This is a genomic window from Psychrobacter sp. P11G3 (assembly GCF_001435845.1).
Lineage (GTDB): Bacteria > Pseudomonadota > Gammaproteobacteria > Pseudomonadales > Moraxellaceae > Psychrobacter.
The window spans coordinates 615,314-637,680 of the sequence record NZ_CM003596.1; the positions used below are offsets into that span (position 1 = coordinate 615,314).

The window sequence follows — 22,367 nt, forward strand, 5'->3', positions numbered from 1 at the left end:
ACAATAATCTAGCATGGTTCTTGTCAGTAAATGATAAAAGTATTTTGCTATGAACGTAGCGATAAGTTTGCTGATGGTGGGCAAAATAGTCTGCCATAAAAAATGGCTTACCCATATTAAATGAGTAAGCCAAAAAATAACTATCAAGTTTCTATAACTTGATTAGCCAATCGACTACAAGTTCGGATTTAACCATTTCTCAGCAGTCTTCATATCCCAGCCTTTACGCTCAGCATAACTTTCTAACTGGTCACGACTGATTTTACCGACGTTGAAGTACTCACTATCAGGATGCGAGTAATAGAATCCGCTGACCGATGACGCAGGCCACATCGCATAGCTTTCAGTTAGCGTTGTACCGATAGCATCGACCGTACCGAGCCAGTCAAACAACTTACCTTTTTCCGTATGCTCAGGGCAAGCAGGGTAGCCAGGTGCAGGGCGGATACCAACATACTTTTCTTTAATCATCTCATCATTGGTGAGTGACTCAGTCGGCTGATAGCCCCAATACTCTTTACGGATGAGTTCATGTAGATGCTCGGCAAAGGCTTCGGCTAAACGGTCAGATAGCGCCTGTACCATAATGGCATTGTAGTCATCGCCTGCCGCTTTGTATTGCTCAACCAGTGCTTCTGTACCGACGATGGAGACAGTAAAGCCGCCCAAGTGATCGGTATGCGTCTCTGATGGCGAGATAAAGTCTGCCAAGCTAAAGTTTGGCTTGCCACTGGCTTTATCGCTTTGCTGACGTAAATGCTCAAATTGGTAGGTCGGTTTACCGCCATCAGCAGGCGCATTGTCATAGACGGTGACCGTATCTGCACCAGTACGGCGCGCGGGCATCAGTTTAAACACCCCTTTCGCTACGATTGATTTCTCATCAATCATCTTTTGTAGCAGCTCTTCTGCATTTTCAAACAGATCGCGAGCTGCTTCACCGACCACATCATCTTGCAATATTTTTGGGTATTTACCGGTCAGACCCCAAGAGATAAAGAATGGTGTCCAGTCAATATAAGGCAGTAGGTTGGCGATTGGATAGTCATCCAATATCACTTGTCCCAGTTTATTCGGCACTGGTGGTACATAAGTTTCCCAGTCGTACTGAAAGCCAATCTTGACCGATTCGGCATAGGTGACTTTGGCGGCTTTTGGTTGACGCTTAGCCAGACGCTCACGTACCTTGATATATTCTTCACGGGTCTCATCGATGAGCGCTTGACGGTGCTCTTTTGATAGCAATTTGGTCACCACGCCGACTGAGCGCGAAGCGTCCGATACATAGATGACGCCATCATTTTGATATTGCGGCTCGACCTTGACGGCAGTATGCGCTTTCGAGGTCGTTGCACCGCCGATCATCAATGGTAGTGTCATGCCGCGCTCTTGCATTTGCTTGGCGACATAGACCATTTCATCGAGACTTGGGGTAATCAGACCAGATAGACCGATGATGTCGACTTTTTCTGCGATGGCAGTATCGAGGATTTTTTCACATGGCACCATCACGCCCAGATCGACAATATCATAGCCGTTACAGCCCAGCACCACGCCGACGATGTTTTTGCCGATATCATGCACGTCGCCTTTTACGGTTGCCATTAGGATTTTACCTTTGACTTCGCCTTCGACTTTCTCCGCTTCGATATACGGGTTTAGCCACGCGACAGATTGCTTCATTACACGAGCAGATTTCACGACTTGCGGTAGAAACATTTTACCAGCACCGAATAGATCACCGACGATATTCATACCGTCCATGAGTGGCCCTTCGATGACTTCTAGCGGTTTAGGATACTTTTCCCATGCTTCTTTGGTATCCGCTTCGATAAAGGTCGTCACGCCTTTGACCAGTGCGTGGGCGATACGTTCTTCTACCGTGCCTTCGCGCCAGCTCATATCGACAGTACTGTCTTTTTTCTTGCCGCCATCTTGGTAGTTTTCAGCAACCGTCATTAGACGTTCAGTCGCATCTTGACCAGTTTCACCTTGATTGCGGTTGAGCATGACATCTTCGATAGCGTCACGGGCTTCCTTTGGAATATCATCGTACAGCTCAAGCATGGCTGGGTTGACGATACCCATGGTCAGACCGTTTTTGATCGCGTGGTATAAGAATACAGAGTTGATCGCTTCACGGATTGGGTTACCACGGAAACTAAACGAGACATTGGATACGCCGCCCGAGACCATCGCGTTCGGTAGGTTTTCCGTAATCCAACGTGTGGCATTGATAAAGTCAGCGCCATAGTTATTGTGCTCGGTGATACCCGTGGCAACGGCAAAGATATTGGGGTCAAAGATAATGTCTTCTGACGGGAAGCCTACTTCGTTGACCAGCACGTCATAGCTGCGTTTAGATATTTCAATCTTGCGCTCGTAAGTGTCAGCCTGTCCGTCTTCATCGAATGCCATAACGATAATCGCGGCACCATAACGCATGCATAATTTGGCACGCTCAACGAACTCAGCGTGACCTTCTTTTAACGAGATAGAGTTGACGACCGATTTACCCTGCGTACGCTTTAGGCCTTCTTCGATTATGTCCCATTTAGACGAGTCAATCATCAGTGGTACACGGCTGATATCTGGCTCACCTGAAACCAAATTGACGAAGTGAATCATCGCCTGCTTGGAATCGAGCATACCTTCGTCCATATTGATATCGACGATTTGCGCGCCGCCTTCTACCTGATCGCGAGCGACATCGAGTGCTTCGGTATAGGCTTCGGTTTTAATCAAACGTAGGAATTTTTTAGAGCCTGTAACGTTGGTACGCTCACCGACATTGACAAACAAGCTATCAGAGTTGATTGTAAATGGTTCGAGTCCTGACAAGCGGCAGGCAGGTGCTATCTCAGGGATAACACGCGGTGGATAATTCGCCACGACTTTAGCAATTTGACGGATATGCTCAGGCGTCGTACCACAGCAGCCGCCCACGATATTTAAGATACCCGCTTTGGCAAATCCTTCGAGTAGGGCAGCCGTTTCTTCAGCGGTTTCATCATACTCACCAAACTCATTGGGCAGGCCAGCGTTTGGATGCGCAGAGACATAAGTATCAGCGATGTTTGACAATGTCTGAATATGTGGGCGCAGCGCATCAGCACCTAGCGCACAGTTAAAGCCAACAGATAGAGGCTTGGCATGGCGGATAGAGTTATAAAACGCCTCGGCCGTTTGACCAGACAGCGTGCGACCTGACGCATCGGTAATCGTACCCGAAATCATAATTGGCAGCTCAAAGCCGATATCGTCGAACACACCAGTAATCGCAAATATCGCCGCCTTGGCATTGAGCGTATCAAAGATCGTCTCAATCAAGATGATATCGACGCCGCCTTCTATTAGGCATAAGGTCGCTTCACGGTAGTTGAGTACCAATTCATCAAAGGTAATGTTACGAAAGGCAGGGTCATTGACATCAGGTGATATCGAGCACGTGCGTGAGGTTGGGCCCACGACACCTGCGACAAACCGCGGCTTCTCAGGCGTCTTGGCGGTAAATTCATCAGCCGCCTCGCGCGCAATCTTGGCTGCTGTTTTATTCAGCTCGGGTACCAAGTACTGCATGTCATAGTCAGCCATCGACAGACGCGTACCGTTAAAGGTATTGGTCTCGATGATATCTGCACCAGCCAACAGATGATCGTGATGAATGTCTTTAATCATGTGCGGCTGAGTCAGTACCAGCAGGTCGTTGTTGCCGCGTACATCTTGGTCGATATCAGCAAAACGCTCACCACGATAATCCGCTTCTTCTAGTTTATAGGTCTGAATCTGCGTACCCATCGCACCGTCTAACATCAAAATGCGTGATGCCATCTGCTCAGTGATACGTGCACGTGCGGTTAGCTGCTGCTCTTTAAATGGAAATACAGCAGGTGGCGTTAATATAAAGTCATTAGCGGATGAGGAACTAGAGGCGGTATCGGTATGAGAATCGGTTGGTGAGGTCGTCGTTGAAATCATAGGTGTGCTGCTTATATCGTAATTATTAAAAAAAGAAGGAATAACAAACCAGTAGCGTGCAGAGTCTCACGAAGAGGACCGCAAATTTGCATTATTTTAGCATGAAAAGTTTGCTACATAGGGATACTGCATATTCCTCTTTGGCAATAGATAAATGAGAGGAGAGCTAAGTGGTAAAGTAAGGTATTAGAGTCTATTTCATAAAGCAGATACGCACAAATGAATATCATTTCGCTAAGGGCTTACATAAAGCTTTTCTTTTGCAAATGAAAGCCAACGGAAACGTTCAGAAGTCAGACAAAATTTACACCCATACCACAAAAAATTGCGCAAAGTCAGGTTGATAAAGATTGCTTACATGTTAATTTAATTTCAGAAATACAAGGTCTTAGTAAGTCCTACTTATAAATATAGGCTCACTTATTATCAATAACTGGCACCAAGAGTATCAGTATTAGCAGTACGGTATGGTGAGCAAATGGCATTAGTAGGCAGGATGATCTGTAAGACAGTAATATCATAGTTGAAACAATACCAACGTCAAAGAAATTCAAATCATTAAGGAAAATGTTATGAAACTTACTAAAATTGCCACCATCGGTACATTGGCTATCTCAATCGCAGGTCTAAGTGCTTGTAATAACATGATGCCAGCGAAGACGGGTGATATGAAAGCACCAATGCACAGTCAGAGTATGGCTAAGATGAATGTTGTACAAATTGCGCAAAGCAATCCTGATTTTTCAGTATTGGTAGAAGCGGTACAAGCAGCAGGTCTAGTCGATATGTTGTCTGACCCTAATGCTCACTATACGGTATTTGCACCGACCAATGCCGCCTTTATGCAAGCATTGCAAGAAACCGGTATGACTAAAGCACAGTTATTTGCCAACAAGCCACTATTAACCAAAGTATTAGGTTATCACGTAGTCGCTGGCGATATGGCTATGTATGCCAAAGATGTGAAGCCTGGTAACGTAATGACCGCTAGCAAAGACACGTTGATGGTAACTAAAGAAGGCAAATTAATGGATGAAAACGGTCGCACAACGAATATCGTGAAGACTGATATCGCTGCCAACAATGGTGTTGTCCATGTAATCGATAGAGTATTATTGCCTAAATAAGTATTAGCTGAGGCATATCAACTGTATTTATTGCAAGACTAAACAGCCATTGTTTGTGATGATTTTATTATCAGACAATGGCTGTTTTAGACTTTAGAGCTTTATCTGTATAAGTTTCTGTTTATATTGGAATTTTAAAAAAGACATATAAAAGTAGTAAATCAACGGCATTTTGTCTTAAATATCGCAATAACTGATATACAAGCAAACAATGCTATATACGTGATTGATACAGTGTTGCTACCTAAGTAAATACCATTTAAAAATTAAACAGTTAGACTGAGAACTATCAATATAACGGACCAAATAGTATGACTAAGTAATTGATACATTTATCAATCATTGGTCACCATTATATTTATCGAAAGTTATTAATTTAAATAAATCCCTCAATCAATTACTTCTCCAAAAAGGAATTACCTATGTTAAAGAAGAACTTGTTATCTATCGCAGTTGTAACCGCAGCCATGTCACTAGCAGCGTGTAACGACACTGAAACTGTTGCAGAGCCAACTGAACCAGAAGCCACTGAAGAAATGGCAGTTGAGCCAGTTGCTGAGACAGAAGCTGTTGAAGCAGAACCAATGGCCGAAATGGACATGGAAGCGACTCAAACTATCGCTGAAATCGCAGCAGAAAATGAAAACCTAACTATCTTAACCGCTGCGCTACAGGCTGCTGGTCTTGATACTATGCTAATGGAAGAAACTAAGCATACTGTATTTGCCCCAACTGATGATGCGTTTGCGCCAGTATTAGAAAAACTAGGCGTGACTAAAGAAGAGTTGTTGGCCAATACAGATTTGCTAAAAACTGTCCTTCCTTACCATGTACTAGCAATGGAAGTTAAAGCAGCTGATATCCCATACGGTACTGAGATTGAAACGGCGAACGGTAAAACCATTACTATCAGTGAAGACAACGTAATTACTGATGCTACTGGTAACACAGCAAATATCACTGGTACAGATATCATGGCAACCAATGGTGTGGTTCACACTATCGATGCAGTGTTAATGCCTGAATAAGCTATTTCTTAATTTGTAGGTTTTGAATCTACAAGTTAGTCAAAGAAAGCCTAGTCATCGTGCTAGGCTTTTTTATGTCTATAAATTAAGAATAGGGGAACTGTGGCTTACCTATACTGGTACGACGACTTAATATAAATTAGTCTAATGCTAAAACGAGCTCTATAAAGAGGACAACCAAAATACAAAATGCCAGTTATATGTTGTGTCGAATATAGGTTAACTTTGAGAGATAAAAAGGTATTTTCAAGGTATTCAACTAGATTGTATGAACGTGAATTTTGATATTTTCTCGGTAAGCTATTCTGTAGCAGTGTAGAAAAATATCCAAACAAAAAAGCCCGAGAACATGGTCTAGGGCTTTTTATTTATTCAATAAGGTTAAATAGCAATCTTACTAAATTGTCTTACATTTTATCTTTACGTAATGGATCAGCGTTCATGCTTTTTTGCTGTGCTAGATGACGCTCTTCCCAATACGGTGCGTTTTTGATACCGAATTTAGCAGGATCAAAACTATAGCGAGTGACGCCAGCTTTGCGCTGAGCTTCATAGTCTTTAAGCATAGTAAGTGTTGGACGAGCCACGATAAAGATGACAAGAATACCAACAATGTTAAGCCAAGCCATAAGACCAACACCGATATCACCGATTGCCCAGATATAACCAGCTGAGTTTAGACCACCATAAGCAACCATCGCCATGATAAGCACTTTCACTAGGAATAAACCAGTTCTGTTCGCACTACGACCAAGAAAGCGTGTTAAGTAAGCGACGTTTACTTCAGCGATGTAGTAGTAAGCCAGAATTGTTGTAAAGGCAAAGAAGAATACAGCGATTGCGATAAAGGCATTACCAAACGTACCGTATACAGATTCCATTGCCATTTGCGTGAACGCAGGAGCATTGATTTCAGTAGTAGCAGCAACGTTTTGTACGATGAACTGACCATCTGGTAGCGTACCTTGAATGTTGTACATACCAGTAGACAAGATCATGAATGCAGTAGCAGAACATACTAGTAATGTATCAACATATACTGAGAATGCCTGAACGAGACCTTGCTGTGATGGATGTTCAACTTCAGCAGCAGCAGCAGCGTGAGGACCTGTACCCTGACCAGCTTCGTTAGAGTAGATACCACGTTTCACACCCCAACCGATAGCAGCACCAAAACCTGCTTGTGCAGTGAATGCATCACCAACGATCATACCAAATACATCTGGAATCAAGCTGAAGTTGCTGAACATGATGATTAGCGCTAGGGCAATATAACCTAATGCCATGAAAGGTACTGCAAACTCAGTAAAGGTTGCAATACGCTTAATACCACCGAAGATGATGATACCTAGCACCACTAAGATGATAGCCAAGCCGACCAAACGCATAGAGCCAACTTCTAGGCCTGCAACGTTCATGATCGTACCTTCGCCCATTACCTGTGCAAATGCACTGATAACACCGTTCGCCTGTACACCAGGTAAGAACATACCACATGATAAAATAGAAGCGATTGCGAAGAGGATGCCGTACCACTTTTGACCAAGGGCACGTTCAAAGTAATAAGCTGGGCCACCGCGATACTCGCCAGTTACCACATCTTTTTCTTTGTAAATCTGAGCAAGAGTAGATTCGACATAGGCTGTAGATGCGCCTAGGAAGGCTACGATCCACATCCAGAAAACGGCACCTGGGCCACCGAAGCCGATAGCAGCAGCTACCCCAGCGATGTTACCCATACCCACACGACCGGCGAGTGAGACGGCAAGTGCCTGAAATGATGAGATACCCTGTGCACTAGATTTACCAGTGAATAGGAGTTTGATCATCTCACCGAATAGACGTACTTGTACAAAGCGCGTCATAATGGAATAGAACAGACCGGCACCCAAGCAGAGATAAATCAGCGCTGGGCTCCAGATAATTCCATTTACTAAGTTAACTAAACCTTCCATATTTATGTTCCTAGTACTGTCTCAAGGTGGCACTGTTTGCTAGGAGTAAACTAACTGGTTAACTTACTTATTTAAGTTAAGCAGTTAAAGTCTCTGCATCGACTTATTTGTTGTCTAAGTCTCATGTGCTTGGCCACCAAGAATGGACTGTAGTTGTCTGTATTTACCCGCGTATCTCGTCAGTAATACGGACTATTTGCATAGCGCTTATCACTGACAATATAAATATCAGCTGCGTTTACTATTATTCTACAACCTCAACTACTGCGGTCTTCTATCATCATGTTATACATCAGATGAGTCATAAGTTAACCGGCGGATAAAACAGGCGGTTATATAATTAAATATCCATCACCATGATGGTATTCAACTTACTATGAGCTGTCTTGAATGAATCCATGACTGGTATGGCGAATTGACAGTATTTAGCGATAATTTGACAGTTAATTGATGTTTTTATTAAGAAATTAACAACTCGCTAATACTAATCAAACTATAAGTCCACTACCAAATGTATTCAAACCGTACGGCTACGTAACTGCAATTTGCCATATTTTTGTACTAATTACTAGAAATTTCTTTATAGACGGTAGATATATTCGTATTCTATTTAGCAGATACATTAGCAAGATTTAGATAATATATAAATAATTGTTTGTACTTTCATAACATTTATTCTGATAGCGCTAGACTGCTAGATTTTTGCTCTACATCTATCATGATAAAAACGCGTTATCGTTGACGCTATGCGGTTGTGTTTTGGTAACGGTCAATTGTAAAAAGCCGTATATAACGCCATCATTAGGACAACTTCTTTTGATATCATGCTGATAGAGTGATGCGCAGATATACAATATATAGAGCGTATGACTGCCGTATGAATACCAAGAAAACTTAAAAATATTAAAAACGTAGTACTGGATATTTGTTATTTATCATTATTAGGAGAATCAACAATGACGCGTAAATCTATTATGAAGCCGATGTTGCTAGCCGCTTTATTGACAACTTCTACGGTTGGTCTAAGCGGCTGTGGCTACAACAACCTGCAAGCACAAGATGAGCAGGTCACTGCTTCATGGTCAGAAGTGGTCAACCAGTATCAGCGCCGTTCTGATTTGGTGCCAAACTTAGTCAAAGTCGTACAGCAATACGCCGAGCAAGAGCAGGAAGTCTTCACCCAAGTGGCAGAAGCTCGCTCACGTGCAGGTGGTATCACGGTAACGCCAGAAGTGCTTAATGATCCAGAAGCGATGGAGCGTTATGCAGCAGCGCAAGAGCAGATGACAGGTGCCTTGTCACGTTTGATGGCAGTATCTGAGCGTTATCCAGATCTAAAATCAGATGCACTGTTTCAAGACCTGCAAGCACAGTTAGAAGGTACTGAGAACCGTATTGCTGTGGCTCGTAACCGTTATATCCAAGAAGTGCAGGGATACAATACAACGGTACGTCAGTTCCCAACCAACATCACTGCAAAAGTATTTGGGATGGATACTAAGCCCAACTTTAGTGTGGCCAATGAAGAAGCGATTTCAACCGCACCAAGTGTTGATTTTGGCGACTCTACAGAAAAGTCTGCTGAATAAAATTTAGAATTAACTTGACGACAGAGCAGCATAGGCAGCTCTGTTCATTTAGCTAATGGTTTGACAATGATTAGTTAGAGTCTATCAATTGGTAAAGATGTTATCTGAGGTGGTATAGATTAGATGAATAATTCAAAAGCAATCTTATCAGCATTACTGTTTACGTTAGGTGTCGTCAGCGTGCCTGCATTGCACGCTGCACCCAATGATACAGCGGTGGCGACAGATAGCACCTCGAATCTGCAAAACCGTAGTGTCGAAGAGTTGGTAGCCGTTGCTAAAGCAGGCGAGTCTAACGAAGCAATCAATGATGCTGTGTTAAATAACGATGCTATCAATGAAGCGGTGCTCGGCAACGACGCTATCAATCAAAACGCAGATAACCAAAGCACAGCAAATGGTACAGCCAATGCCCAAACAACCGCTCAGCCACCTGTACGCTCCAGTGCCGAGGGTGTTGACGCTGATAAGTTGATACTCAATGAACCAGTCGTTGATCAGGCCAGTATCCTAAATCCTCAAGAGAAGCTACGTCTAGAGGCTCAGCTTCAAAGTATTTATCAGCAGGGATTAGCACAAGCAGCAGTGGTTATCGTACCGACTACCAATGGCGTACCAATATTTGATTATGCATTGCAAGTTGCTGAGAAGTGGGAATTGGGTGATGAAGCTATCGATGATGGTCTGCTGATTGTCGTCGCTGTCAATGACCGTGATATGTATATCTTAACGGGTTATGGATTAGAAGGTGTCTTACCTGATGCGGCGGTTAACCGTGTTATTCGAGAAGATATCACGCCGTTATTTAAGCAAAATAACTATGGTGCAGGGATAATAGCTGGCGTTGAAGCGCTTAAAACACGCCTAACTGCTGATCCTGAAGTTTTAGCCCGTGCTGATGCGCAAGCCGCAGAACGTACTGCGCAGCAAAGCTCAGACGAGTTGCCGTCACCTATTTTCTTATTTATTATGGCGATGATTTTTGGTAGCTTTATTACGAATATATTGGGCCGAGTATTTGGTTCTATCATTACCGCTGGCGGGTTTTTTGCAGGTTCAATGGCATTAGGCGGCGGTTTCTTTATGACGCTGATTATGGCGATATTCATCTGGATGTTTTTGATCTCACGCGGCGGTGGTGGTGGAAAAGGCGGCGGCGGTAAAGGTGGGCGCAGAGGCGGCATGATCTTCTTACCCGGTATGGGCGGCGGCAGTGGAGGCAGCTTTGGCGGTGGTGGTTTCGGAGGAGGCAGCTTTGGCGGTGGCGGCGGTGGTTTCGGCGGCGGCGGGGCAGGTGGCTCGTGGTAAGTATTCCACACACTCAAACAAAATAAACTCTACATAACCATCGAAAACGACGTACTTGAGGAAATAATATAATGGTAGAAGACAACGCTTCAAACCCCAGTTTTGCCCGCTGGTGGCGCCAAGTTTTGTTCGTCCCTTTATTACATAGTAAGTGGCTAACAACAGAATCCAAGGCGCGTCTAACAGATGCTGTGACACGAGCCGAACGTGGGCATCGTGGTGAGGTGTTTTTGATTGTAGAAAACCATCTGCCTATCCAAGAAGCTTATCGCATGAACTGCCGTGAGCGTGCGATTGATTTGTTTAGCGAATATCGCGTCTGGGATACTGAAGAAAACACGGGCGTCTTGATCTATGTCAATATATGCGAGCGTAAACTAGAGATTGTCGCAGACCGAGGTATCAGCGCTCACGTTAGTCCAACGGTATGGAGTGCAATGTGTGAAAAGGCAGTATCTGGTATCGCTACCCAAAAGACAGAAGAGAGCTTGGCTGAACTGCTAGATGAAGTGGGGCAGGTATTACGTCAATACTATCATCTAGAGCATGATCCAGAAGGCAATGAGCTGTCTGATACAGTGGTGTTTTTAAAGTAGTTTGCGCCTTGTATGGTCTTATTAAGAAGGTTGCCTTTATAAGTAGCTTATCTATACGGTCAAAGGGTTTTGTTTTAGGCGATATGCTTTTAGTGTTAAAATAACTCTTTTGGGACAGATAACGCCTTATATATACAGTTTGATTATCCTACTGTGCAACATTTACTATAGCTTGTCTCGATAACGCCATTATTGGAATACTATGATTGAATTAATAAAGAAACTACCGAAAGCTGAACTTCATCTACATATCGAAGGTTCGCTAGAGCCTGAGCTGATGTTTAGATTGGCCAAAAAGAACAATGTAGAGATACCTTATGACAGCGTAGAAGACGTGCGCGCCGCCTATAACTTTAACAATCTTCAAAGTTTTTTAGATATTTACTATGCCGGCGCAAATGTTTTACTGACCAAAGATGATTTCTATGATTTGACATGGGAATATATTCTTAAATGTGTCGAAGACAATGTCATTCACACAGAGATATTCTTTGATCCGCAGACGCATACCGAACGCGGCGTGCCTTTTGAAGCGGTCATCACAGGTATCAAAGAAGCACTTGCAGATGCTAAAGCAAAATATGGTATTACATCATGCATCATCATGTGTTTCTTGCGTCATTTATCGCAAGCAGAAGCGTTTGAGACATTAGAGCAAGCACTAAAGTATAAAGACGACATCATCGGTATTGGTCTTGATTCATCAGAGTTGGGTAACCCACCATCGAAATTCAAAGAAGTCTTCCAAAAAGCCAAAGAAGAAGGCTTTAAGTTGGTCGCTCATGCAGGCGAGGAAGCTGACTTTTCGTACATCTACGAAGCGCTAGACTTACTGAATATTAATAGAATCGATCATGGTGTGCAGTCTATAAAAAGCCCAGAGTTGATGCAAAGACTCAAAGATGAGCAAATGCCATTGACCGTTTGCCCGAATTCAAATATCGAGCTAAAAGTCTTTGAGACTTATAAAGAGCACAATATCAAAGAGCTTTTAGATTACGGTCTAAATATCAGCGTTAACTCAGATGATCCAGCGTATTTCAAAGGCTACGTGAATCAAAACTTTATCAATCTATATGAAAATCTACCGATTACGGAAGACGATGTTATTACTTTGGTAAAAAACTCGTTTAAATCGGCATTTATCAGTGACGAGTTAAAAGAAGCTTACTTGGCGAGAGTTGATCTTGCATTGAAATAACTTTAACGAGCTTATTTTTAGTAGCGAAGGCTTAACGGTTTATATAAATCGTTAAGCCATTTTTATTGTCTGTCATGCAGCAATGTTTATAAGTAGTAGCGTTTATAAAGTAGTAATCTCTGCTATAAGCAGTGGCAAAACGATTCCAGCCTTTTCTACTAATGTGATATCGACGATAGTATTTGGTGTGGGGTCAGGGTTTATCTCAATAACTTGTGCGCCATTTTGTTTGGCTAGCTGTGATAATCCAGCAGCAGGATAGACCAAGCTTGAGGTACCGATACTGATAAACACTTCGCAATTAGCTGCAGCATCTTCGGCAGTTTGCCATGCCTGTACAGGTAGAGCTTCGCCAAACCAAACAATATCTGGTCTGATGTAACCGTCGCAATGTGGACAGCTAAGCAGTGATTCATCAAAGCTCATGGTGCCTCGATTATCGTACGATGCTCTCGATTGATCTTGATAAGGTATCTCACACTGACTACAGCGGTTACGCCACAGATGACCATGCAGGTGAGTCACCGCGCTACCAGCATGCTCGTGCAAATCATCGACATTTTGGGTGATGAGTGTCACCTGCTGATCGGAGGTTTGCGCATGATACTGCCACTGAGCCAACGCATGATGGGCAGGATTTGGCGCTTTATCTGCGACCATTTGCCGACGCCACTGATACCATGACCACACCAGCTTGGGATCACGAGTAAACGCTTCAGGGGTTACCAAGTCTTCGACTCCGTAGTTCTCCCACAGCCCTGTTTGCTTATCTCGAAACGTTGGGATACCGCTTTCTGCTGAAATGCCAGCCCCAGTCAGAATGCAAATACGCTGTTTCGACGCCAGTAGTTGTGCTGCAAGTTTTACTTCTGCTATTAACGCTGGTGATAATTCTGCTAACATGAGCCAACCCTTGCTAATAATGGATGTTTTTACTTATGATAGACGGAATTTGGTGGCTTGTCATATTGTTCGCTGTCATCGCAGTTTTATGGTTCGTGGCAAAATCGCGCGGCGCAAAAGTAGGCGAAAAGCATAGCGGCGCAAAATCAAAAAATGCAACACCGAATGATGCGCTGCAAAAAACATCAGCGATATTAAAACAGCATTTTGCTGATTATCGAGTCACACGTAAGGCAAATCATTTGCTCGTCAGTAAACAAGATAAAAAAATTGCGATGATTACGATTGATAAAAAGATTGCTGAGGGTCAGCGCCGTTTGGGTGATGTGCCCGTGATTAATTATCACCGTATACCTAGCCGTGCTCAGCTAACAGCTAACTTGCAGGACGCAGAGTAAATTCTATATAGGTGAGAGCCTCAGAAGTATACAAGCACAGAAAAACCGCAAACATTTTGAAGTGTAAGTTTAATAAGTATAGGAAGTTTAAGATAGTACTAAGGGAAGGGTAGAGCGAGGTTATAAACAATATGATTGGTGCGCTCGGCGGGAATCGAACCCACGACCCTCGGCTTCGGAGGCTAGAACCACCATATTTCGTTAAATGACTTTGATGTATATAAACCTACTATACGTTATAAATAAAGGGATAGGAAGAATTTTATGCCATGACGTTTAGCGTATTTTAAAGTATTTTATAGCAACATTGATATCAATTTTGGTCACTAGTTAAGTATAGAATTCAATCATTTTTTATAGTATTAATGTACGTATTTTATACTTAACTTTTTCAGAAATTACTGATTAAGCGAATTATTAACTCATCAAAGTAATATTGGAATAAATTACTGTAGAAATGGGCTGCTATAATTTCGAAAAAATAGTCAGGTATTTCAGCCGTAGTTTAGATCTTAACGATTTTTCGAATGCATTGAAGAAACGGTTCTGGACTACACTTGCAAATACTCTGATATTGAGTTTTTGACAACAACGTTTTGAGTTTATCTTCTTTTGATTTACCTTGTTAAGCCATCAATAATCCTACAGTAACCTCAAAAAAACACTCATCTTTGATAGTAATACTGACTTTACCTTTATGGGCATTAGCGATGGCCTGCACGATAGACAATCCCAATCCTGTACCTGCGTACTTATGACTAGTCTTATCATGACGATAGAATCGCTCGAATAATTTATCAGCCTCTTTCTGATCTAATGGTTTGTCTAAACGATTGGTTATCGTTATCCTTAACCGTTGCTGCTTTGAGGGTCGAACCTCGTCTTTAGTCACATTAAGTGAGGTGGTTGAGGTGAGGATGGTAGCGGATATCATGATAGTACTATCACTAGCTGCATAATAAATGGCATTTGATATCAGGTTGGCAAACAGCCGTTGCAATAAGCCTTCATCACCCAACACCATTTCAAAATCACCTGATTTCTCAAAAGTTATCCCTCGATCTTCTGCAATCATTTCATAGTAATCAACAAGCTTGGTGATTAAACTATCCGTATCCACGTGACTGATTTGCGAGTCACTTAATCCTTTTTGGGTTTTTGCCAGTAGCAGCATATTGTTTATCATGGCCGACAGCTGCTCTAACGTATCATGCTGATGATGTAGCTGCTCAATGTATTCGTCGCCTTCTCTTGGCTTAGTTAACATGACCTGCGTTTGTGTACTCAGCGTCGCTATTGGCGTACGTAGCTCATGAGCGATATTGTCTGAAAACCGTGATAATGATTCAAAGTTACTTTCAAGCTTGACCATCATCGAATTATAAGACTCTGCTAGTGGTCGCAGCTCTAACGGCATATCGCCAACCGACACTCTTTCGTCTAACCTTTGCAGGTTTATGCCTTTCATTTTTTGGACGATAGTGGCCAGAGGCGCAAACCCCCAATACACACTTAATGCCGCTACTGAAACCAACAGCAAGGTGATGGCTGTGAGTATCAAGCTCAGCTGGCGATTAAACTGGATAAGATATTGATGATGCACATTGGTAGGTAGGGCAATAAACGCCAAAATCTCTTGATTTGGAATAATAATGGCTCGGTAATGCCTATTGTTTATCTTGATCATAAACTGCTGATCGTGATGTTCCTGCCATAGTGATAACAAGCTAAAATCGGCTGGCAAATTATGAATGAAACTACTGGGGTCACTGGATAATAACTTGCCTTTTTTATCTGCTACTAAGGTTTTTAAATCATAATCCAGCCAAGAGGAATGCAAGTGATTGTCATCAATGAGTGATTGGGACTTTGACACTGTGAATGGTTCTATGGGCTCGTTAACACTAACCATGCGTTTACGCAGATTAAAAGCCGCATGGGTGATAATCTCTGAGTCCATTTGCTCAAAGTGTCCACTCACAGAGCGCTGCACCCACGCATAGATGATGACCTGAGAGATAATAACGAAGACTGTCAATAAGGAAATCGTTCGCCATAGCAGTGACCAGCGCCGGTTTCTGAGTGTATGGTTCATGCTATTTAGAATCGTCTCCGTCCGCATCACTTTGGACCTCAGTAGCCATCGCCTCTAAGCGATAGCCCATTCCACGCACAGTATGAATGAGCTTTGCCTCATGACCATCGTCTATTTTTATACGCAGACGCCTTATCGCCACATCAATCACATTGGTATCGTTATCAAAATTCACATCCCATACTTGGGAGGCGATCACGGTACGTGGTAGCACTTCACCTCGGCGCTCTAATAAAAACTGTAGTAAGGAAAACTCTTTTGCCGTGAGCTTAATAGGCTTGCTGCCTCTATGTACCGTGCGCTTGGCAACATCCATCTTGAGATCTGCTATTTGCAGGATCGTACTTTGATAATCGGCTTGATTGGCGCGTCGTAACAGACTCTTTATTCTGACGATCAATTCTGCAAACGCAAAAGGCTTAGTCAAATAATCATCGCCTCCAATCTCAATCCCTTTTATTTTATCGCTTAAGTCATCTTTTGCCGTTAGAAAGAGCACAGGTGTTTGCTTACCCGCTGCTCGGTAATTGCGCACCAGCTCAAATCCACTAACATCAGGCAGCATCACATCCATTAGGATCACGCTAAACTCTTCTGTCATCAATGCATGATAGCCATCTAGGCCTGTTAGGTGATGATCAACAATAAAACCAGTTTCCGTTAAGCCTTTTTTTATATACTCGCCTAGTTTCAACTCATCTTCTACCAGTAGTATTTTCATAGTAACCCCTCAATACGATTATGATTATTTGACATCCTAATCAATATAGATGACAAAAACGTTTTGTAACTGACAAAAATGTCATGTGCTCGTAATCAGATTGTCAGTCTTCTTTTGCTAATCTATATGAATGAAACATAGTGGCTCGTTCCTAATATCTAGCAGCTATGAATTATTTTTACAGGTCATTAATTTAATGACCTAATAACTCAAACACCTAACAACTTACAAAAGAGGCTTTATATGAAAATTCACGGCTCATTCAAAAAAGTAGTACTGCTGTCGGTATCTGTACTTATCGGTATTACCACTGCTAACGCGCATACTACGGATCTAAGTACGTCCATCATCGATAACTGTGACGCTGTTACTGACTTTGCAAAAAACTTGGATCATAACGATGCTCAGATTTCTAGCGCCCAAATGAAAAGCTATATCGATGCTAGAGTGGCTTGTGAGGTCGAACACAAAGATCAACATCTACAGTCTGAAAAATACTTCATTAACCAATATGGTAGCGATAAGTAATATCAGCTCTGATGTCATACTAAAGGATTGATGACAATATTAAAAACCATAAATAGCAAGATGACAGAATTGTAATCTTGCTGTCATCTCTCTGTCAGAATCAATAAAGTATGCTTTAAAGTAACTTAATATTTTAAAGTTTTTCGACTTCATACCAAATAAAATAAGGATTTACCATGTCACTATTCAAATCAATACCACTGTCTAAATCAATCGTAGCAACAGCTATTGCATTAGTCGTTTCAACGTCAGCTTTGGCACATGACCCAAAAATGCATGCTGAAAAAGATCAGATGAACTGTGAAAAAATGGAAAAGCACATGCAAATGATGGGCAAAATGGATCATAGTAAAATGGATATGAAGGATCCTGCTATGAAAGCCATGATGACCAACATGAGCAAAATGAAAGCGATGTACCAAAAGCACTGTGTTACTAGTAAAAGTGATTCTTAGACATTGATCGTAGAAATTCAATATTATTGTTAGATGGTTTTGTCGAGCAGTAATTGGGTATTAACAAAAATGGATTTTTAGGACAAAACTATGAAGTTTTTACTAGGGATACTGCTTACTGTCTTTGTCGCTATTACAGGTATTTTTATTGTGGTGACTAGTGGCGTGATAAATATCGGTGCTGATCAAGCCCATAGTCCGCTGGTTTACAATTTTTTAGAAACGGCACGTACGCGTTCAATAGCAAATGCTAGTAAGGACATTGCTGTTCCAAACCTAGAAAAGACAGAAATGATCAGCTCGGGCGGGGCAGACTATAAAGATATGTGTGCAGGCTGTCACTTATCTCCTGGGGTAGAAAGTACTGATTTTAGTGCAAGTTTATATCCAAAGCCGCCCAATTTTACCAATACTGAATTGGTTGAACGCTATAAGACCGATGCCGGTGCTCAGCAAGCCTTTTGGGCCATTAAACACGGTATTATGGCATCAGGTATGCCAGCATGGGGCGCTTCGCACGATGATGATAGAATGTGGGCAATGGTCGCTTTTATCAGATCGTTACCTGAATTAAATGAAAACCAGTACACCATGCTAACGACTAGGATAGACGATGATATGTTGGGCATGTCATTTGATGGTGAGATGGATATGTCAGGTGATGGATCCGGAATGCAACATTGATTTTTCGTAAAAGATGCAGTGCTTAATAGTGCTTCCTTTTGCGATTTGAGTTTTAAGCTTTACCAGTACTACTTTGGTCAGTGTTACGGCTTTAATTTTTATAAATGTGATCGTCAGACAGACGCTCAGGAGTGGTTTTATGAGACGCTATACTAATAGATTTATTAATGAACATAATCTGATATCTGGCCGTGTGCTCTCAGCGATTGTGGTATTGCCATTATCGTTAACGATAGCCGCTTGTAGTCAACCTAACGCGACTACTGCTGACTCAAAACCAGCGACTGAGCCAACTACCGCTACGCAAAAAACCGCTCTAGTAGAGCAACCACAAGCCGAAATAATACCTGTCAGTGCTCATTCAGATACCCAATCAACTATTTTGCGAAATGTGTCAGCCACCGTCTATAAAGATGCCAATTGTGGTTGCTGTAAAGAGTGGGTCGGTTATGCCGAAGGTCATGGCCTAAATGCAACCGCACAGAACGTCGAAGATTTGTCCTTGTTTAAAGAGCGCTACAGCGTACCGCAGCAGATGCGCTCTTGTCATACCGCTGTCACTACTGACGGCTACGTATTTGAAGGCCATGTCCCTGCCAAATATATGGCGCAGTTTCTAAAGAGTCCGCCAAGTGATGCCATTGGTCTTGCAGTACCTGGTATGCCAGTTGGTAGCCCTGGTATGGAATATCAAGATAAATTTATGCCATATAAAGTGATGCAGCTTAACAAAGATGGCTCAACAGCCATTTATGCAACCATTGACTCACCGCAGCAGCAAATCTAGTTTGATTAACACTTTACATAGCTCATTCTGTTCTATTAATGAGCCAACAGTTATATGAACTCAACTCCCATTTCACGGATTAAGTTAGGTAAATTATTATGAACAAGAATATGTTCAATCGCAGGCGTTTCTTAACAGGATCTTCTACTTTGTTAGGGGCATCCATGCTATCTACGCTGCCGTCTATTGCCAATAGTGCGCTCGGTAAAGGTCAACAAAATATAGCCGTCAACAGTGATAAAGCTGACCATATCGTACCCATCCTAACCGGTACAGAGTTTGACTTATACGTCAGTAAACAGTCCGCTATTGTGAACGGTAAAAAGAGCATGGCGACACTCATCAATGACTCGCTGCCAGCGCCAACGCTAAAGATGCGTGAAGGCGATACCGTAGTGATACGTGTTCATAATCAGATGGATGAATCAACCTCTATCCATTGGCATGGTTTGCTCGTTCCATTTGAGATGGACGGTGTGCCAGGTATTAGCTTTGATGGTATTCCTGCGAACAGTACCTTTACCTATACATTCAAACTGGTGCAATCAGGCACTTATTGGTATCACTCACACAGCGGGTTCCAAGAACAAACTGGTATGCTCGGCGCTATCGTTATTGAGCCTAAAGGTCGCGAACGTCATCCAATCGAGGAAGACCACGTTATCGTGCTGAGTGATTGGACGCACCGCGATCCGCATAATCTCTTGAAGCTTTTAAAGCAGCGTGCAGACTTTGACAATTATCATCTACCAGACTTCAAAAAGCTGCTGGCCGATATTGCAGCAACAAATCTAGAAGCTGCTCATGACAAGCGCAAAATGTGGAATCAGATGCGCATGATGCCGACAGATTTCACGGATTTGTCTGGTGAAAAAACCTTTACCTATCTGATGAATGGTAAGACCACAGCAGCCAATTGGACACAACTAGTGAAAGCGGGACAGCCCGTCAAACTACGCTTTATCAATGGCTCAGCACAGACGATATTTGATGTGCGTATACCAGGTCTGAAGATGACCGTCGTCTCAACGGATGGCAATGATGTCGCACCCGTCGATATTGATGATTTTCGTATTGGCGTTGCTGAGACTTATGACGTCATTGTCACGCCGACTCAAGACGCGCATACCATATTTGCCCAAAATATCGATCGTTCGGGCTATGTCGCGACCACGCTTGCAACCAAAAAAGGTGCACGTGCTGCAATACCTGCTATGGATAAGATCGAATGGCTAACCATGGCCGATATGATGGGTGCGATGGGTGACAAAGGCTACAAAGCAAAGCATGCTAAGACCGAGTATGACTTTAAATCTGATATGCGTGTCGACAGTCCACGTATGAACCTCGATGATCCCGGTATTAATCTGCGCAATATCAATCGAGAGGTGCTGAATTATAGTCAGCTGCGCTCTGTCGATGAGGCCATATTTGCAGAGCAGCGTAAGCCTACCCGAGAGATCGAGCTACATTTAACGGGTAACATGGAGCGCTATATTTGGGCTCTAGATGGTGTCATGTTTAAGGATGCAACGCCTGTCAATATTAAGCCAAACGAGCGCGTTCGTATCACCTTAGTCAATGACACGATGATGAATCACCCGATGCATCTGCATGGAATGTGGAGTGATTTGCGCACGCTATCTGGAGACTTTCAGGTACGTAAACATACGATTGTGGTGCAGCCTGCGCAAAAGATTAGCTTCGATGTGACGGGTGAATTTGGACGATGGGCATGGCATTGCCATCTGCTTTATCACATGGAAGCCGGTATGTTCCGAGAAGTTGCCGTCGTTTAACAAACCTTCAAATATGAGGCTTATTATGAAAATATCTAAGAAAAATCTGCCATTCATTGGTTTGTCATCGCTAGTCTTGCTCACATCCTCTTTTGCAACAGCTGCTGAGATGCCTGATATGGATCATAGCAGCATGGATATGTCAGGTGATATGTCTGGTATGGATCATAGCAGCATGGATATGTCAGGTGATATGTCTGGTATGGATCACAGCGGCATGAATATGTCTGGTGATATGTCTGGTATGGATCACAGTGGTATGGACATGTCGGGCGATATGTCTGATATGGATCATAGCAGCATGGATATGTCAGGTGATATGTCTGGTATGGATCACAGCGGCATGGATATGTCTGGTGATATGTCTGGTATGGATCACAGTGGTATGGACATGTCGGGCGATATGTCTGATATGGATCACAGTGGCATGGATATGTCGGGTGATATGTCTGGTATGGATCACAGTGGCATGGATATGTCAGGGATGCAAGGTGGGCAGCCACCAGCCGATGCTCGCAGTCCAGACTATTCAAATGGGGTTCCCTACGGACAGTATGGTAAGCCAATGATGATGGGCAGCATGCCATTATGGGGAGTGTCAGTAGACGACTTGGGCTATCAGTTTGATGAAGACCAAATCAACTTTGAGGCGACGGGTTGGTATGGTACTGATAGCAATCGTATAAGACTACGTACCGAAGGTAGTGCTCAGACTAAAGATGATAAAGAAATCGATAGCTTGAGCTCGCTTGCTTATTGGAAACCACTGAGCATTTTCTGGAATGGTGAAGCTGGTGTTGCTTACGATACTGAAAATGATAACGCGGCGGTGATGGCAGGTATTGTCGGCACCGCGCCTTATTTTATTGAAACAGATGCGAGAGCCTACTTATATACCGATGGTCAACTTCGTCTTGATTTAGGGGCAGAGTACGAATGGCGTTTAGATCAGCATTGGGTGGTCATACCGGAGGTGGGATTAACTGCCTTTAGTAAAGATGACCATGATAATGGTATTACCAAAGGCTTTAATGAGATGGAAACCGAGGTTAGGCTGACTTACGAGACGTTCAGTCGCCAGCTAGCTCCTTATGTGGGTGTTAGTTATGAGACAGCGCTTGGCAAGGCTCGTGGTCAACGACGTCAAGAAGATGAATCGGTTGATAGTAGTAGTTTGACTGCGGGGGTTAAATTCTGGTTTTAATATTATTAAAA

The 22,367-nt window shown here is 42.9% G+C and carries 18 protein-coding genes; 13 read left to right on the forward strand and 5 right to left on the reverse strand.

From position 1 onward, the window contains the following. Positions 1–174 precede the first annotated feature (174 nt). Positions 175–3,978 (reverse strand): methionine synthase, encoded by a 3,804-nt coding sequence (gene metH / locus AK824_RS02525; RefSeq protein ID WP_057758531.1) that lies wholly within the window; start codon positions 3,976–3,978, stop codon positions 175–177. A gap of 572 nt (positions 3,979–4,550) precedes the next feature. Here metH and AK824_RS02530 point away from each other — a divergent pair. After that, on the forward strand, positions 4,551–5,105 hold the full coding sequence (locus AK824_RS02530) for a fasciclin domain-containing protein (protein ID WP_057758533.1): 555 nt from the start codon (positions 4,551–4,553) through the stop codon (positions 5,103–5,105). A 422-nt stretch (positions 5,106–5,527) separates the two neighbouring features. Continuing rightward, on the forward strand, positions 5,528–6,133 hold the full coding sequence (locus tag AK824_RS02535) for a fasciclin domain-containing protein (RefSeq protein WP_057758535.1): 606 nt from the start codon (positions 5,528–5,530) through the stop codon (positions 6,131–6,133). A gap of 407 nt (positions 6,134–6,540) precedes the next feature. Here AK824_RS02535 and AK824_RS02540 read toward each other — a convergent pair whose 3' ends face one another. After that, positions 6,541–8,088 carry an alanine/glycine:cation symporter family protein gene (locus AK824_RS02540; RefSeq protein WP_057758537.1) on the reverse strand — a complete coding sequence of 516 codons (1,548 nt, stop codon included), beginning with the start codon at positions 8,086–8,088 and terminating at the stop codon, positions 6,541–6,543. A gap of 956 nt (positions 8,089–9,044) precedes the next feature. Here AK824_RS02540 and AK824_RS02545 point away from each other — a divergent pair. The 4 genes from AK824_RS02545 to AK824_RS02560 all read left to right on the forward strand — a co-directional run bounded on the left by AK824_RS02545 (position 9,045) and on the right by AK824_RS02560 (position 12,782). Further along, the gene (locus tag AK824_RS02545; RefSeq protein WP_057758539.1) at positions 9,045–9,677 is read left to right on the forward strand and encodes a LemA family protein; all 633 of its coding nucleotides are present in this window, start codon (positions 9,045–9,047) and stop codon (positions 9,675–9,677) included. A 123-nt stretch (positions 9,678–9,800) separates the two neighbouring features. After that, the gene (locus AK824_RS02550) at positions 9,801–10,985 is read left to right on the forward strand and encodes a TPM domain-containing protein (protein ID WP_057758543.1); all 1,185 of its coding nucleotides are present in this window, start codon (positions 9,801–9,803) and stop codon (positions 10,983–10,985) included. A 71-nt stretch (positions 10,986–11,056) separates the two neighbouring features. Beyond that, positions 11,057–11,581, forward strand: coding sequence for a TPM domain-containing protein (locus tag AK824_RS02555; RefSeq protein ID WP_057758545.1), 525 nt, complete (start codon positions 11,057–11,059; stop codon positions 11,579–11,581). 202 nt (positions 11,582–11,783) lie between these two features. Continuing rightward, positions 11,784–12,782, forward strand: a complete 999-nt coding sequence (locus AK824_RS02560) for an adenosine deaminase (RefSeq protein ID WP_057758547.1) — start codon at positions 11,784–11,786, stop codon at positions 12,780–12,782. Positions 12,783–12,884: 102 nt separating this feature from the next. On the opposite strand, the gene AK824_RS02565 is transcribed toward AK824_RS02560, so the two are convergent. Beyond that, on the reverse strand, positions 12,885–13,685 hold the full coding sequence (locus tag AK824_RS02565; RefSeq protein WP_057758549.1) for an NAD-dependent deacylase: 801 nt from the start codon (positions 13,683–13,685) through the stop codon (positions 12,885–12,887). 35 nt (positions 13,686–13,720) lie between these two features. Between AK824_RS02565 and AK824_RS02570 the strand changes: the two genes are divergently transcribed. Then, the gene (locus tag AK824_RS02570; protein WP_057758551.1) at positions 13,721–14,083 is read left to right on the forward strand and encodes a hypothetical protein; all 363 of its coding nucleotides are present in this window, start codon (positions 13,721–13,723) and stop codon (positions 14,081–14,083) included. 625 nt (positions 14,084–14,708) lie between these two features. Here the strand turns inward: AK824_RS02570 and AK824_RS02575 are convergent. Beyond that, positions 14,709–16,178 carry an ATP-binding protein gene (locus tag AK824_RS02575; protein WP_057758553.1) on the reverse strand — a complete coding sequence of 490 codons (1,470 nt, stop codon included), beginning with the start codon at positions 16,176–16,178 and terminating at the stop codon, positions 14,709–14,711. A gap of 1 nt (position 16,179) precedes the next feature. Continuing rightward, entirely contained in the window at positions 16,180–16,899 is a 720-nt protein-coding gene (locus tag AK824_RS02580) for a heavy metal response regulator transcription factor (RefSeq protein WP_057758555.1), read from the reverse strand. 243 nt (positions 16,900–17,142) lie between these two features. Between AK824_RS02580 and AK824_RS02585 the strand changes: the two genes are divergently transcribed. The 6 genes from AK824_RS02585 (at position 17,143) to AK824_RS02610 (ending at position 22,356) form a co-directional block, all read left to right on the forward strand. Then, the gene (locus AK824_RS02585) at positions 17,143–17,427 is read left to right on the forward strand and encodes a hypothetical protein (protein ID WP_057758557.1); all 285 of its coding nucleotides are present in this window, start codon (positions 17,143–17,145) and stop codon (positions 17,425–17,427) included. A gap of 176 nt (positions 17,428–17,603) precedes the next feature. Further along, positions 17,604–17,882, forward strand: coding sequence for a hypothetical protein (locus AK824_RS02590; protein ID WP_057758559.1), 279 nt, complete (start codon positions 17,604–17,606; stop codon positions 17,880–17,882). A 90-nt stretch (positions 17,883–17,972) separates the two neighbouring features. Continuing rightward, complete coding sequence (locus AK824_RS02595) at positions 17,973–18,566, forward strand: c-type cytochrome (RefSeq protein ID WP_057758561.1); 594 nt, start codon at positions 17,973–17,975, stop codon at positions 18,564–18,566. A gap of 139 nt (positions 18,567–18,705) precedes the next feature. Further along, complete coding sequence (locus AK824_RS02600; protein ID WP_057758564.1) at positions 18,706–19,353, forward strand: DUF411 domain-containing protein; 648 nt, start codon at positions 18,706–18,708, stop codon at positions 19,351–19,353. Positions 19,354–19,451: 98 nt separating this feature from the next. Continuing rightward, positions 19,452–21,152 (forward strand): copper resistance system multicopper oxidase, encoded by a 1,701-nt coding sequence (locus tag AK824_RS02605; protein ID WP_057758566.1) that lies wholly within the window; start codon positions 19,452–19,454, stop codon positions 21,150–21,152. 25 nt (positions 21,153–21,177) lie between these two features. Next, complete coding sequence (locus AK824_RS02610; RefSeq protein ID WP_057758568.1) at positions 21,178–22,356, forward strand: copper resistance protein B; 1,179 nt, start codon at positions 21,178–21,180, stop codon at positions 22,354–22,356. The last annotated feature ends 11 nt before the right edge of the window (positions 22,357–22,367 follow it).

Coding starts and splice junctions, on each gene's coding strand:
- metH (WP_057758531.1), bottom strand. CDS start 3,978: ATGATTTCAACGACGACCTCACCAACCGATTCTCATACCGATACCGCC.
- AK824_RS02530 (WP_057758533.1), top strand. CDS start 4,551: ATGAAACTTACTAAAATTGCCACCATCGGTACATTGGCTATCTCAATC.
- AK824_RS02535 (WP_057758535.1), top strand. CDS start 5,528: ATGTTAAAGAAGAACTTGTTATCTATCGCAGTTGTAACCGCAGCCATG.
- AK824_RS02540 (WP_057758537.1), bottom strand. CDS start 8,088: ATGGAAGGTTTAGTTAACTTAGTAAATGGAATTATCTGGAGCCCAGCG.
- AK824_RS02545 (WP_057758539.1), top strand. CDS start 9,045: ATGACGCGTAAATCTATTATGAAGCCGATGTTGCTAGCCGCTTTATTG.
- AK824_RS02550 (WP_057758543.1), top strand. CDS start 9,801: ATGAATAATTCAAAAGCAATCTTATCAGCATTACTGTTTACGTTAGGT.
- AK824_RS02555 (WP_057758545.1), top strand. CDS start 11,057: ATGGTAGAAGACAACGCTTCAAACCCCAGTTTTGCCCGCTGGTGGCGC.
- AK824_RS02560 (WP_057758547.1), top strand. CDS start 11,784: ATGATTGAATTAATAAAGAAACTACCGAAAGCTGAACTTCATCTACAT.
- AK824_RS02565 (WP_057758549.1), bottom strand. CDS start 13,685: ATGTTAGCAGAATTATCACCAGCGTTAATAGCAGAAGTAAAACTTGCA.
- AK824_RS02570 (WP_057758551.1), top strand. CDS start 13,721: ATGATAGACGGAATTTGGTGGCTTGTCATATTGTTCGCTGTCATCGCA.
- AK824_RS02575 (WP_057758553.1), bottom strand. CDS start 16,178: ATGAACCATACACTCAGAAACCGGCGCTGGTCACTGCTATGGCGAACG.
- AK824_RS02580 (WP_057758555.1), bottom strand. CDS start 16,899: ATGAAAATACTACTGGTAGAAGATGAGTTGAAACTAGGCGAGTATATA.
- AK824_RS02585 (WP_057758557.1), top strand. CDS start 17,143: ATGAAAATTCACGGCTCATTCAAAAAAGTAGTACTGCTGTCGGTATCT.
- AK824_RS02590 (WP_057758559.1), top strand. CDS start 17,604: ATGTCACTATTCAAATCAATACCACTGTCTAAATCAATCGTAGCAACA.
- AK824_RS02595 (WP_057758561.1), top strand. CDS start 17,973: ATGAAGTTTTTACTAGGGATACTGCTTACTGTCTTTGTCGCTATTACA.
- AK824_RS02600 (WP_057758564.1), top strand. CDS start 18,706: ATGAGACGCTATACTAATAGATTTATTAATGAACATAATCTGATATCT.
- AK824_RS02605 (WP_057758566.1), top strand. CDS start 19,452: ATGAACAAGAATATGTTCAATCGCAGGCGTTTCTTAACAGGATCTTCT.
- AK824_RS02610 (WP_057758568.1), top strand. CDS start 21,178: ATGAAAATATCTAAGAAAAATCTGCCATTCATTGGTTTGTCATCGCTA.